This window comes from Luteirhabdus pelagi (assembly GCF_016827595.1).
In the GTDB taxonomy this organism is placed as follows: Bacteria; Bacteroidota; Bacteroidia; order Flavobacteriales; family Flavobacteriaceae; genus Luteirhabdus; species Luteirhabdus pelagi.
Window position 1 is genome coordinate 320,393 of record NZ_JAECMS010000001.1, and the last position, 14,402, is coordinate 334,794.

Sequence of the window (14,402 nt, forward strand, 5' to 3'; positions counted from 1 at the left end):
CTTTAGAAGTAACACTTTCGTTATTTAGTGCGTCTCTTTAGAAAGCTCATACATGAAAGTCGCACTAACCACCCTCTTTATATTTTTTAACGTTTCACTTTTTGCCCAACTCAAGGGAAAAATCGTGGATACAGACGGCCAACCATTACCTTTTGTAAATATTTACACCGAAAACGGTTCAGCAGGTACCACTTCAAACGAACTAGGCCTGTATTCACTAGAATTGAACGCTACCCAAAACAGCTCGTATACCATCGTTTTCCAGTCGCTAGGGTTTACAACTGAAAAGCGGAATGTTTCTGTAAATGACCTTCCAAAAACCATAAATATTACCTTAACTGAAGCTTCGGTAAGCTTAGATGAAGTAGTGGTCTCGACAAACGAAGATCCTGCGTATGCTATTATCCGCAAGGCAATCGAAAATCGTAAACGAAACGCCGATCGTATTGCAGCCTTTACGGCCGATTTTTATTCACGGGGTATTTGGCGCGTGAAGGATATGCCCGAAAAAATACTCGGACAAGAGGTAGGCGATTTCGACGGTGCATTGGATAGCACCCGGACCGGTGTTATCTATCTTTCTGAAACCATTAGCGAAATTGCCTATCAACGACCAGATGATTTTAAGGAAACCATTTTGGCAAGTAAGGTGAGTGGCGACGATAACGGTTTCAGTTTCAACAGTGCTCGCGATGCTAATTTTTCATTTTACGATAACACCATCGAATTGAACGCCGCTATCGTCTCTCCTATTGCGGATAACGCCCTCAACTACTATAACTACAAATTGGAAGGGGTTTTTTATGAAGGCAGCAAACTAATCAATCAGATTACCGTTTCGCCAAAACGTCCAAAAGATCGCGTTTGGGAAGGCACTATCTATATCGTTGAAGATGATTGGCAATTATATGGCGTAGCACTTACCACGACTGGACAGGCCATTCAGGTTCCGATTGTGGAGGAATTATTGTTTAAACAGAACTTCAGCTTCGATGCCGATAATGATTTTTGGGTGAAACGGTCCCAAACCATCGATTTTGGCTTTAAGTTTTTTGGAGTGAAGGGCGACGGACGGTTTATCGCTGTGTATAGCGACTATGACTTTTCTCCTGAATTTGCAGAGAAATCGTTTACGAATGAAGTATTGACCTACCTGGAAAATGCTAACAAAAAAGATAGTTTGTTTTGGCAAGATACCCGTCCCGTACCGCTAACCGTTGAAGAGGTAAATGATTACATCAAAAAAGATAGTATTCAGGAACTTCGGAAATCGGAAAAGTATCTCGATTCGGTTGATGCGGTCGATAATCGGGTGGGACTTTTAGATATTCTGACAGGCTATTCCTATCAAAACAGCTACGACAAATGGCGCATTTCCTATGATGGTCCAATTTCGCCAGACATCGCATTTAATACGGTTCAAGGGTGGCATGGAAATGCCGGGCTTCGATTCTTTAAGTGGTACGACGATAGCCAAACCCGCTGGCTGAATGCTTCAGTAGAAGCAAACTATGGCTTTTCGGATGATCGCCTTCGGTTGAAGGGAAGTTTGGTGAAAAACTTCAACCGCACGAATAGATTGCGATTGGGACTTTATGGAGGAACGGAAGTACGGCAGTTTAACAATTCCGAGCCGATTTCACCCTTTATCAACACCGTTTCTACCCTATTCTTTGAACGTAATTATATGAAACTGTACGAACGAGATTTTGTCCAGGCTAGTTTCTTTCGCGAAATCATTAACGGACTAAGACTTTCAGTACTTACCGGTTATGAAAAACGGCAGCCGCTTTTCAACACTACCGATTATGTTACCACTCCAAAGGACGATGTTTCGTATACCTCTAACAATCCTTTACTCCCCAATGATTTCGATACGCCAGCCATTGTGGAACATGAAGTATGGAAAACATCTATCAGCGCCAATATCACATTCGGACAAAAATATATGATGTATCCTGATGGGAAATATAATCTTGGTAGCGAAAAATGGCCCTTGCTATTCATCACATACGAAAACGGGATCGGTTTGGAAGACGATCGCTTTTCATTTAGCCAGTTACGCGGAGAACTATATCAATCAATCACCGTCGGAAATAAAGGTGAACTCTCCTATCACTTAAAGGGAGGTACCTTTTTTGATGCCGACGCTATTTCGTTTGTCGATTACCAACATTTTAATGGCAATCAGACTCGTGTAGGGACTTCATCAAATTATACCAACGTCTTTAACCTGATGCCGTATTATCAGTTTAGTACCAACCAAAGCTATTTTGAAGGGCATTTGGAACATGATTTCAGAGGTTGGATTCTAGGGAAGATACCAGGCCTTAACCAATTGAATTTTAATTTGGTGGCCGGCGCGCACTTTCTAGCGACAGAACCAAACAAACCCTATAGTGAACTTTCAATCGGAATCGATAACTTAGGTATAGGAAAATATCGCTTGTTGCGATTGGATTACGTTCGCAATTTCTATAACGGAAAAAGTGAAGGAGCCATTATTTTTGGCTTAAAGTTTATGGGAATACTGGATTGATGGTTTTTTAGTCGAAAATTTTTTAAGAACTAGAAAAAATAGCGAACGGCTATTGGCTAGAGGCTAAAAACCACTGCTCAATTCTTAATTTTTAATTCTGAATTCTCAATTCTTATCCTCCAACATCGGTACAAAACGAAACTCACCATACTCATGCTTTTCGAATTCCTTTTCCGATTTACGGGTGAAGACCGTCATCACCTGACTGTTCTCCCCTATTGGAATGACCAATCGTCCTCCAATGGCCAACTGCTCCATCAATGGTTTGGGAACATAGGGCGCTCCAGCGGTTACAACGATTCCCTGAAAGGGTGCTTCCTCGGGCAATCCTTTATAGCCATCGCCAAAAATCAACTTTTTAGGACGGTAATTAAGCTTTGGTAAAAAGCGTTTTGTTTTCTTAAACAGTTCGTTCTGACGCTCGATACTATACACCAAACATCCCATTTCTAGCAAGACGGCGGTTTGGTAACCGCTTCCAGTTCCTATTTCCAACACTTTATCGCCTTTTTGAACCTCCAGCAACTCTGTCTGACGTGCAACGGTAAAAGGCTGCGAAATGGTCTGATCGGCGGCAATCGGAAAGGCCTTATCGACATAGGCATGGTCCAAAAAACTGGAATCCATAAACAAATGACGTGGAATTTTGCCCACGGCTGCTAATACTTCAGCTTGTGAAATTCCTTTTTGCTTGATGGTTTCAACCAATCGTTTTCGTAGGCCTTGATGGGTGTAGGTATCTTTCATTTTAGTTGGGTATGCGGTAAAAATATACAATGGAACTTGCGGTATCGCAAAGATACTTTGTTTTTTAAACTTGTGCCGAAACCCGTACCTTTGTGAAAAACAGAACTGTCATGCTAAAAGCCGGAGTCCTAGGGGCCGGACACCTTGGGAAAATTCACCTAAAATTGCTGCAACAATCCGCTAAATACGAATTGGTCGGTTTCTACGATGCCGATACCGCAGCTTCCCAAGAAATTGAAAAAACTTTTGGTTATAAAAGTTTCCCGAGCATGGAAGCGCTTATCGATGCCTGCGACATGATTGATGTGGTTACGCCAACCGTTCACCACTTCGAATGTGCCGAAAAGGTAGTGACGGCAGGTAAGCATCTATTCATCGAAAAACCCATTACCCACACCGTTGAAGAAGCCGAAAAACTATTGGCGCTTCAAAAGCAATACGGTGTGAAAGGTCAAGTAGGTCAGGTAGAACGCTTCAATCCTGCCTTTCAAGCGGTAAACGATAAGATTGAAAACCCGATGTTTATCGAATCGCACCGGTTGGCAGAGTTCAACCCTCGTGGCACGGATGTTTCGGTGGTATTGGATTTAATGATTCACGATATCGATGCTATTTTAAGCGTGGTCGATTCGAAGGTGAAGAAAATAAACGCTAGCGGTGTCTCAGTTATCAGTGAAACGCCCGATATCGCAAACGCCAGAATCGAATTTGAAAACGGATGTGTGGCGAATCTAACGGCAAGTCGAATTTCGATGAAAAAAATGCGAAAAGCACGTTTCTTCCAACGCGACGCCTATATTTCGGTCGATTTCCTTGAAAAGAAATGCGAAGTAGTGAAGATGAAGGACGCACCTGAAACACCAGATGATTTCGCGATGATCTTGACAAATGCCGAAGGCGTGAAGAAGCAAATCTATTTCGATAATCCACACATTTCAGATAATAACGCCATTCTCGATGAATTGGAAACTTTTGCCGATGCCATCGAAAATGACACAACGCCTATCGTCACACTCGAACAAGGCGCCGATGCCCTTCGCGTAGCGATGCAGGTTATAGAACGATTTCAACATTTATAAAAAGATACAAACGATATGAATACTATTGCAGTAATTGGTGCAGGAACGATGGGAAATGGAATTGCCCATACTTTCGCACAAAACGGCTATACCGTAAACCTAATCGATATTTCCCAAGATAGTTTGGACCGTGGTATGGAAACTATTTCCAAGAATTTGGACCGCATGGTCGCCAAGGAAAGAATCAGTACGTCCGATAAAGAAGAAACACTGGGAAATATCACGACCTATACCGATTTAAAGGAAGGGGTTTCCAAAGCCGATTTGGTAGTAGAAGCTGCAACGGAAAATGTTGATCTTAAGCTGAGAATTTTTAAGGATCTTGAGTCTTTCTGCGGAAGTGAAACCATCCTAGCCAGCAATACGTCCTCTATTTCCATCACCCAAATCGCTGCAGCGACCAATCGCCCCGATAAGGTAATCGGAATGCACTTTATGAATCCGGTACCGATTATGAAGTTGGTCGAAATCATTAAAGGGTATAGCACTTCCCAAGAAACCTATACTACGGTTGAAGAACTCTCGAAAAAACTCAACAAAGTTCCTGTTGAAGTAAACGACTATCCAGGTTTTGTGGCAAATCGAATCTTGATGCCAATGATCAACGAAGCTATCGAAACACTTTACAACGGTGTTGCGGGAGTCGAAGAAATTGATACGGTGATGAAATTAGGGATGGCGCATCCCATGGGACCACTACAGCTGGCCGACTTCATCGGTTTGGACGTTTGCTTATCTATCCTGAACGTCATGTATGAAGGCTTCAAGAATCCAAAATATGCTCCTTGTCCATTATTGGTAAATATGGTCACGGCAGGGAAGAAAGGGGTTAAGAGTGGTGAAGGTTTCTACGACTATTCCGAAAGCAGAAAAGCCGAAACCGTTTCGAAACAGTTTCAATAGAATAGCATCAAAATTTTCGAAAATTGGCTACCGTAATTCCTTTTAAGGCTGTTCGTCCCACTCGCGATAAAGTGAGCTTGCTTGCTGCGCGCTCCTACGATAGTTATACCCCTGCACAACGAAAGGCACGATTGCGCGATAATCCGTTTTCGTTTCTGCATATCGTAAACCCTGGCTTTAAATATCAAAAGCAGATTTCAGGAAGGAAACGCTACCAGTTGGTCAAAAACCGTTATTTGGAATTCAAGGAGGACAACGTCTTTATGCAGGATGAAAACCCTTCCTATTATATCTACAAAATTGTAAATCGCGATGGCGTTGTGTTCGAAGGTATTGTTGGGGCAACGAGTGTAGCCGATTATGAGGCCGATGTTATCAAAAAGCATGAGGATACCCTTTTAAAAAGAGAAACGCTTTTCAAGGAATATTTAAAAACCGTAGGGTTCAACTCAGAATCGGTATTACTGACGTATCCAGACAATGACACCTTGGCTTCGATAATTTCTGAGACAATGAAAACCCGAGCCGAATACGAGTTTACCACCACCTATCGCGATACCCATTATCTCTGGAATGTAGACGACGCCGAAACGGTGAAGAAAATTCAACAGGCATTTCAGGACATACCGAGTTTGTACATCGCCGATGGACATCATCGTTCGGCTTCCTCCTTTCTATTGGCACAGGATTTAAAAGATGAAAATCCTGATCATTCGGGTAAAGAAGCCTATAACTATTTTATGAGCTACCTGATTCCAGAAAGCGACCTAAAGATTTTCGAGTTCAATCGATTGGTGAAGGATTTGAATAAGCTAAGTAAAGAAGAATTTCTCATCAAACTCGACGCTGTTTTCAGAATTGAAAATAGAGGGCAGGAATATTACAAACCGTCACAGAAACATCATTTCAGCATGTATTTGGATGGCGATTTTTATTCACTCTATCTTCGGAAACACACCTATACTATCAAAAATGCCTTAGATGCATTGGATACTCAGATTCTGTTTGAAACCGTTTTAAAGCCGATTTTGGGTATTACCGATCTTCGCAACGACGATCGATTGGAGTATTCCCATGGAAAGAACGACTTGGCCTTTGTAAAATCGGAAGTCGATAAGGGAAAATTCGCTGTTGGATTCGGATTGATGCCGATTTCAGTGGAAGAAATGAAGCAAATAGCCGACGAGGGCTTAAAAATGCCTCCGAAAAGTACCTACATTCAACCCAAACTCCGAAGCGGCGTTACCATTTATGAATTTTAAGTTAAACGGTTGAATCGCTCCTCAGGAATTCGTATTTTAAATATATGGACATTTCAGAAAACATACAGGACCTAAAAAAAGAGCTTCCAGAAGGCGTTACCTTGGTTGCGATTTCCAAGACAAAACCTAATGAGGATATTATGGAGGCGTATAAGACGGGACATCGTATTTTTGGGGAGAACAAAGCCCAGGAAATGACGGGTAAATGGGAAGAACTTCCCAAGGATATCGAATGGCACATGGTAGGGCATCTACAACGCAATAAGGTGAAATATATCGCTCCCTACGTTTCATTGATTCATTCTGTTGATAGCCCACGTTTGCTGAAAGAGGTTAACAAACAAGCCCGAAAGGAAGAACGCATTATAAATTGTTTGCTACAAGTGAAAATTGCTGAAGAAGACAGCAAATACGGACTTTCGATGGATGAAACTGAAGCACTCCTAGCATCTGAAAAATTTAAAAGCTATAATTATATAACTGTTATCGGATTGATGGGGATGGCGACCTTCACCGACGATAAAGAGCAATTACAACGTGAATTTGGCTCCTTGGAAAAATTCTACAATAAGTTAAAGGACCAATACGGCTTCACACAGCTCTCTATGGGAATGAGTGGCGACTATCAAATAGCGATTAACCACGGTAGTACAATGGTTCGTGTGGGAAGTGCGATTTTCGGAGAACGGAATTATTCCTAATCCTTCCGCTTAAAAGAGGGATGTTGCTATCTTTGCACCTATTAGCTGAGAGTATTTGATGTACGCAATTTTAGACATAGAAACAACGGGCGGAAAGTATAATGAAGAAGGGATTACTGAAATTGCCATCTATCGGTTCGACGGCCATGAGATTGTCGACCAATTTAGTAGTTTGGTGAATCCCGAACGTCCCATCCAACCGTTTGTCGTCAATCTTACCGGCATCAATAATGAAATGCTTCGGAATGCGCCGAAGTTTTATGAAGTTGCCAAACGAATCGTCGAGATTACCCAAGATTGTGTGGTGGTTGCCCATAATGCGAAGTTCGATAACCGCATCCTTACCACCGAATTCGATCGACTCGGCTATCAATTTGAACGCGACAGCCTCTGTACCGTTGAATTGAGTAAAAAATTGATTCCAGGGCTTCCCTCCTACAGCCTCGGAAAATTGGTTAAGAATTTAGGCATTCCCCTTTCCAACCGTCACCGTGCACAAGGGGATGCAAAAGCGACGGTCTCCCTTTTTAAATTGCTCCTATCCAAAGACACCGATAAGGAAATCGTCAAGAAATCGGTTCGAAAGGACCCGAAACGACAGTTAGAGCCGAAGTTGCTCGATATGATTGAAAAAGCTCCGAACGAAACGGGTGTGTACTACATGCACAATTCGGAAGGAGATATCATATACATTGGGAAGAGCAAAAACATCAAAAAGCGCTTAACGCAGCATTTCACCAGTGAAGCGCGAAAGGCGAAGCAAATGCAAGTGGAGGTAGCTAGTGTTTCATACGAAAAAACAGGAACCGACCTTGTGGCCCAATTGAAGGAAAGTGAAGAAATAAAGCGAAATAGGCCACAATATAATCGCGCGTTACGAAAAACACTTTTCAACTATCAGCTTACCCATTTTACGGACAACAATGGTTATATCAATTTAAAGATTGAACGAGCCGATAAGCGAAAACGTGCCTTGACCACCTTCACCAGTATGCGACAGGCGAAGAATGTAATGACGCAGGTAACCGATCAGTATCAGTTATGCCAGAAGCTAACGAGTCTTCATAATACCCAAAATAATTGTTTTCATTACACCATTAAGGAATGTCACGGTGCTTGTATAGGGGAAGAGCCGGTAGAAGACTATAATGAACGGGTTCGTGAATTTATCGATGCGCGAAGCTATGAAAACAAGGATATGCTTATTATCGATCGTGGTCGCGAGGTTACGGAACGCTCGGTTATTTGGATTGAAAATGGAAAATATCGAGGCTATGGATTTTATGACCTAAACTTTCAGATTAATCGACCTGAAATCCTGAAATCCATCATCACCCCAATGCCGGATGATCGCGATGCGCAACATATCATTCAGAGTTATCTTCGAAAAAATAAAGTGATCCGTATCGTAAATTTAAAGGCAAATCCCATAAATTGAGCAATCTTCCCTATTTTTAGGGTATAAAACAGATTCAATTTGACGGAGAAACGACTTAGTCCCTGGAAAAAACAGTTGCACGACATTATCTATGAGGCCGATACGCCCATGGGGAAATTGTTTGATGTGGTGCTTCTTATACTGATTCTGCTCAGTGTTATTTTCGTCATGGTGGAAAGTGTCGGTGGGCTTCATCAGGAGGTTTATGACCTTTTATATGTAGGGGAATGGATTATTACGATTTTCTTCACTTTGGAATACATCGCCCGGGTCATCACCGTTAAAAAACCATCTCGCTATATTTTTAGTTTCTATGGTATTATCGACTTCCTGTCGACGATTCCATTATATCTATCTTTTATTTTGGTGGGAAGCAACTATCTACTAACCGTTCGCGCACTTCGGTTGTTGCGGGTTTTCAGAATTTTAAAGATTACACGCTATATAGGCGAGTCGAATAAACTGAAACGTGCATTGCTTCATAGCAGAGCGAAGATATTCGTATTTCTTTTCGCAGTATTGATCGTTTCCGTGATTGCAGGAACTTTGATGTATTTAATTGAAGGTGCCGAAAGCGGCTTTAAAAGCATTCCTGTAAGTGTGTATTGGTGTATCGTAACCTTAACCACAGTCGGATTTGGCGATATCGCGCCAGTAACACCTGCTGGTCAGTTATTGGCGACCATTATTATGATTTTAGGGTATGGAATTATTGCCGTTCCTACGGGAATTGTAAGTGCTGAATATGCAAAATCTGATGATTATGTTCACGTAAATACGCAATCCTGTCCAAATTGCAATGCGCCCAAGCACCGTGACGATGCCAAATACTGCCATAAATGTGGGCAACTATTAAATCCTGAAAAGCATAGCTAATGTCCGTATCCCGAAAACCGTTGCTTATTGTAGTGGTCGGACCAACAGCGATAGGCAAAACAGCACTTGCCATCAAATTGGCGCAAGCCTTCAACACTGAAATTATTTCGGCCGATTCCAGACAGTTTTATAAGGAAATGGAAATTGGGACAGCGGTGCCTTCATCAGAAGAACTTGCCGCGGCCCCACATCATTTCATTCAACATAAAAGTATAACAGAAGCCTATACTGTAGGTGATTTTGAAACGGAGGCACTTGCCGTTTTAGAAGAGTTTTTTAAGGAGCACTCGGTAGCCGTAATGGTAGGAGGCTCTGGATTGTACGTGGATGCTGTGGTGAAAGGGCTAGATAGTTTCCCTAAAGTACCGGAAACCATACGACGGTCGGTACGTTCAGCATATGAAAACGGCGGATTGCTTTCACTTCAAGAGGAATTGAAGGCAAAAGATCCTTTATATTTTGAAAAAATGGACGCTCAAAATCCTAGACGGGTCATGCGTGCTGTGGAAATAATTCGAGCAACCGGAAGACCTTTTTCCGATTTTCATAGCGAAACTGAAGCCGAGCGATTTTTCGATAGTCAATTTATCGGATTAACAGCCGATCGAGAGTTAATATACGAGCGCATCAACAAGCGTGTGGACATTATGATAGAAAATGGTTTGGTTGAAGAAGCCAAAAAACTTCACCCACAGAAAGAGTTGAATGCGCTTCAGACGGTAGGCTATCGTGAATTATTTGATTATTTTGAAGACAAGATCGACAAAGAAGAAGCCATCCGACTCATCAAGCGAAACACACGTCGCTTTGCGAAGCGACAAGGAACTTGGTTTCGGAAAAATGAAGCGATCGACTGGTTTGAACACGATACGGATGCTTCAACCATCATTCAGCATATAAAAGCAAAAAACGCCCTCAATTAAGGGCGTTTCTTACACTTAGGTATCTTATTCAATTAGTTATCGACTTCATCTTTCACTACCAAACGGAATCCTTCACCATGAATATTGATAATTTCAACACCATCATCCTTTCCAAGGTACTTACGAAGTTTGGCAATATACACGTCCATACTACGTGATGTAAAGTAGTTATCGTCGCGCCAGATTTTGGTCAGTGCCAATTCTCGTGGCATCAAGTCATTTTTATGAAGTGCCAGCAAACGAAGCAATTCATTCTCCTTAGGAGAAAGTTTTTGTGGATCCTCTTTTTTATAGGTAAGGAAACGAAGCTTGGAGTTTAGGTGGAAGTTTCCAATCTCGAACTCGAACTGCTTGCTATCGGCGATAGAATCGGTTGCCTTACGCTGAATGATCGCTTTGATCTTCATCAGCAGTACTTCGCTATCGAATGGCTTGTTCAGGTAATCGTCTGCTCCGACCTTATAGCCTTTCAGGACATCTTCTTTCATCGCCTTTGCGGTAAGGAAAATAATTGGAATGTCTTCATTCTTATCACGAATCTCCTTAGCCAAGGTGAAACCATCCTTATATGGCATCATCACATCCAGAATACAAAGATCGAAATCGTCTTTTTTAAACTTTTCGAAGCCTTCCATTCCGTTTTTGGCATGAGTGACTTCATAGTCGTTCATGGCCAAGTAGTCTTTTAGAACCGTCCCGAAGTTGGGATCGTCTTCCACGAGTAGTATTTTCTTGTTTTCAGTTTCCATAATGTTTAAGATATTAAGTGTAGTTTTATGATGAAGGTACTGCCTTTTCCTTTTTCACTTTCCACGTAGACGCTCGCATCGTGATCGTCCAGAATACGCTTTACGTAAGCTAATCCAAGGCCATGACCTTTTACGTTATGTATATCGCCGGTATGTTCCCGGTAAAATTTTTCAAATATTTTCTTTTGTGTTGCTTTGCTCATTCCCATCCCTTGATCGCGGATCTTGAGAATGATATTATTCTTTACGTTTTCGGTATAGATATCAATTTTAGGCTCATCTTCGGAGTATTTCACCGCATTATCTAATATATTGACGATGACGTTCGTTAAGTGTGATTCGTTTGCGAGCACCGAACTTTCTAAGGCTCCCAAATGACTTTTAATATAGCCTTCACGATCTTCTACGATTAATTCAACATGCGAAACCGCATCGGCAATAATGTCGTGAAGTTTAAGTCGCTCCTTCGGAAGGTCGAGTTCGTTCTTTTCCAATTTTGAAATACGGAGTACGTTTTCAACCTGGGCGTGCATGCGACGATTCTCGTCGCGAATCATTTTCAAATAGCGATTCAAAAACTCTTGGTTATCTTTTATCTTAGGATTCTTCAATGCATCCAATGCTAAATTGATGGTAGCAATCGGCGTTTTAAATTCATGCGTCATATTGTTTATGAAATCCGACTTGATCTGAGAAATCTGACGCTGCTTGAAAATCTGTGACAGGGCACTGGCGTAAGTAAGTACAATTACCGCTGTAAATACCAATGATAAAATTGCCATTCCCGCAATAGAGCTGAAAACCTCTTTATTTTTTTCGGGGAAATTTACATATAGTTGATAGGTCGGATTATCCTCTACTTCCGAAAAAAGTGGCACTACATATGTAGATTCTGGATCCAAAGCGAAATCGCTCGAACGCACCCGCGTCGCCAAATCGTTGCTGTATACGGCAAACTCGAAGGGTGTATTAATATTTCGCTTCGTAAGCTCTGAGGTTAAAAGATTGTCTATCTCCTCTTTCTGTACTCTTTTGTGAAGTGGAACTTTTGCCGAAATATTTCGAAAAGCATTTTCGAACTGCGTTCGCTCATACTCCTTCAAACGGCTAAACGATTCCATATACGCTCTATTATCTTCACCTCCATCGATACCAGGCGTAATTTTAGTAGTGGTTTTTCGGTTGGTCAATCGCTTGAACTGAATGCTATCAAATTCCAAATCCATGAATGCCGAAGACAGCTTATAGTCCTCTTCCAATATACCATCGGAATAGATAAGCACTTCATTGTTTCGGTCGTTCCTGGTTTTGTAAATCAGTTCGTTAAAGGCAATATCATCTATGACTTCCACACTATCCAGATACTTACTAAAGATAGTATAGTAATCGTCTATTTCGCGGCGCTCGATATCTTTTGCGACGGTTGCCAACGTTTGCTGAACATTAAAAGTAAACTGATCTTCCTTTGTCTGATAGGAGTTTGAAATCCAATACCCCTGAACAAAAATTATTCCCAGCAACGACAAACTCATGAGGGCGATAAGCAGGGCGAATAGCTTCTTGTTCATGTCCCCAAAAGTAAGATTTTAACATTTAGGCGCATTTCTGTTTAACCAAATGTTAACAAACGAACCCTAGGTTTTATGCGATTTCGCAAAGGTTTTTATGGATTTTTCGAACTTGTTTCCGAGTATCTTCCAAGTCGATATTCTCTATGGTGAAGTGTGCTAGTTTGCGCTTGTCGTCGTCTGACCATTGATTTGCCATCCTAGCTTCAATTTCAGGAATGGTTGTATTATCGCGTTTTAAAATTCTCGCGATTCTCACTTCCTTTGGGGCGGTTACCAAAATTGTAGCATCGCATTCTTCTTCCCCACCCGTTTCAAAAAGAATGGCCGCCTCGTAAATACAATAGGGACCGGATTGTTCTCTTACCCATTTCTTGAAATGGTTGCGAACCGCTGGATGTACGAGGGCGTTCATCTTGGAGAGCAATTCCTTATTATCGAAAACCAAACCAGCGACATACTTCCTATTCAGCTTACCCTCGCTGTAAGCTTTCTTTCCTAGCAATTCGGTAAGCGACGCCTTTAAATTGGCATCCTCATTCATCAACTTTTTGGCTTCGGTGTCTGCAATAAAAATTGGAATATCAAATTCAGAAAAAAACTTGGCCACTGTCGATTTTCCACTTCCTATTCCTCCAGTAAGTCCAACTATTTTCATGTAATCTTATTCAAAAATTAGGTAATCGATTTTTTTATCGGTGATTTCGACATTGTATAATCCCTTAGGATGTTTCAACAGCTTTGGCACCATAAAACTTTCTTCTTTATCACGCTTTGAAAAATCGCATACCACTTGAAACTGACCCGCTTCAATTTCCTGATAACGACTTACCGCCACATTAAAAGACACTGTTGTATTCTTCGGAATTAATCGAACAACCGTATTGGGAGGTACATTCCGTAAGGTAATAGGTACCATTACTTCTTTTTGTGTGAATTCGGCAATCTTTTGTGAAATTTCAACTGCTTTTGGTGAAACCGCGCGAACACCTTCCATATTCTCCACAATTCCTATTCGTATTGCTATATTGGAGTCCACATCTGAATATAACGTATTCTCGGTGGGAATCGAATCGTATGCCTTTAAGATGTCTTTCGGGCCTGAAATCGTAACCGAATCAGGACGCACTTTTAAGCTATCGATCGGATAATATCCCTTTTCGTATTCTAACCGAATTGCCGGAAAAACTGCTACTTTTTTGGAATGAATAAGATGAAGTTTCACTGAAAGTTGGTCCATAGAGATATTTCGTGCTTCTAACCCTGACGGTAATTGCTGTTGAATATACTCAAGCAAGGTTTCGTTAGGAATGGTTACAGTCTCCGAACCCGAAGAATAGTTATTTGCTAATGGCATTGTAATATCGGCACCCTTTATTCGATAATACAACATTTCGAAGCCACTGCCTGTAATATCAAAATCTATTTGCTCTGGATTTCCATCCGCTAATAAGGTTTGGTTCGGAAGTTCCGTGTACTGTAGATTAGCAGTAATAGTAGCCGTATTTTCTTTTGAAAACTTGGTAAGCATCCAAAACAATACTGCCAAGAATAAAAACACTAGGAAGCGCTGTACTTTCAAGCCAATAATACGTTTCGATTTTGATGCTGTCATAT

At 41.4% G+C, this 14,402-nt stretch carries 13 protein-coding genes; 8 read left to right on the plus strand and 5 right to left on the minus strand.

The genetic code is table 11. The features are described 5' to 3' along the window. Positions 1-52: 52 nt before the first annotated feature. A complete protein-coding gene (locus I4Q58_RS01470; protein ID WP_203293010.1) occupies positions 53-2,539 on the plus strand; it encodes a DUF5686 and carboxypeptidase regulatory-like domain-containing protein in 2,487 nt (828 codons plus the stop codon). Between the two features lie 105 nt (positions 2,540-2,644). On the opposite strand, the gene I4Q58_RS01475 is transcribed toward I4Q58_RS01470, so the two are convergent. After that, on the minus strand, positions 2,645-3,286 hold the full coding sequence (locus tag I4Q58_RS01475; RefSeq protein WP_203293012.1) for a protein-L-isoaspartate(D-aspartate) O-methyltransferase: 642 nt from the start codon (positions 3,284-3,286) through the stop codon (positions 2,645-2,647). Between the two features lie 110 nt (positions 3,287-3,396). Between I4Q58_RS01475 and I4Q58_RS01480 the strand changes: the two genes are divergently transcribed. The 7 genes from I4Q58_RS01480 (at position 3,397) to miaA (ending at position 10,468) form a co-directional block, all read left to right on the plus strand. Then, entirely contained in the window at positions 3,397-4,365 is a 969-nt protein-coding gene (locus I4Q58_RS01480) for a Gfo/Idh/MocA family protein (protein ID WP_203294314.1), read from the plus strand. A gap of 15 nt (positions 4,366-4,380) precedes the next feature. After that, positions 4,381-5,268, plus strand: coding sequence for a 3-hydroxybutyryl-CoA dehydrogenase (locus I4Q58_RS01485; RefSeq protein ID WP_203293014.1), 888 nt, complete (start codon positions 4,381-4,383; stop codon positions 5,266-5,268). A 23-nt stretch (positions 5,269-5,291) separates the two neighbouring features. After that, positions 5,292-6,530, plus strand: coding sequence for a DUF1015 domain-containing protein (locus I4Q58_RS01490; RefSeq protein WP_203293016.1), 1,239 nt, complete (start codon positions 5,292-5,294; stop codon positions 6,528-6,530). A 44-nt stretch (positions 6,531-6,574) separates the two neighbouring features. Next, positions 6,575-7,231, plus strand: coding sequence for a YggS family pyridoxal phosphate-dependent enzyme (locus tag I4Q58_RS01495; protein WP_203293018.1), 657 nt, complete (start codon positions 6,575-6,577; stop codon positions 7,229-7,231). A gap of 58 nt (positions 7,232-7,289) precedes the next feature. Then, complete coding sequence (locus tag I4Q58_RS01500; RefSeq protein WP_203293020.1) at positions 7,290-8,669, plus strand: exonuclease domain-containing protein; 1,380 nt, start codon at positions 7,290-7,292, stop codon at positions 8,667-8,669. A 108-nt stretch (positions 8,670-8,777) separates the two neighbouring features. Beyond that, complete coding sequence (locus I4Q58_RS01505) at positions 8,778-9,545, plus strand: ion transporter (protein WP_203294316.1); 768 nt, start codon at positions 8,778-8,780, stop codon at positions 9,543-9,545. Next, positions 9,545-10,468 carry a tRNA (adenosine(37)-N6)-dimethylallyltransferase MiaA gene (gene miaA / locus I4Q58_RS01510; protein WP_203293022.1) on the plus strand — a complete coding sequence of 308 codons (924 nt, stop codon included), beginning with the start codon at positions 9,545-9,547 and terminating at the stop codon, positions 10,466-10,468. Before I4Q58_RS01505 ends, miaA begins: the two co-directional genes overlap by 1 nt. Positions 10,469-10,500: 32 nt before the next feature. Here miaA and I4Q58_RS01515 read toward each other — a convergent pair whose 3' ends face one another. From I4Q58_RS01515 to I4Q58_RS01530, 4 genes are all read right to left on the minus strand, one after another. Beyond that, complete coding sequence (locus I4Q58_RS01515; RefSeq protein WP_203293024.1) at positions 10,501-11,217, minus strand: response regulator transcription factor; 717 nt, start codon at positions 11,215-11,217, stop codon at positions 10,501-10,503. Between the two features lie 5 nt (positions 11,218-11,222). Then, complete coding sequence (locus I4Q58_RS01520; protein ID WP_203293026.1) at positions 11,223-12,785, minus strand: sensor histidine kinase; 1,563 nt, start codon at positions 12,783-12,785, stop codon at positions 11,223-11,225. 73 nt (positions 12,786-12,858) lie between these two features. Beyond that, complete coding sequence (gene coaE / locus I4Q58_RS01525; RefSeq protein ID WP_203293028.1) at positions 12,859-13,443, minus strand: dephospho-CoA kinase; 585 nt, start codon at positions 13,441-13,443, stop codon at positions 12,859-12,861. Positions 13,444-13,449: 6 nt separating this feature from the next. Continuing rightward, on the minus strand, positions 13,450-14,400 hold the full coding sequence (locus I4Q58_RS01530; protein WP_203293030.1) for a YbbR-like domain-containing protein: 951 nt from the start codon (positions 14,398-14,400) through the stop codon (positions 13,450-13,452). Between the last annotated feature and the right edge of the window lie 2 nt (positions 14,401-14,402).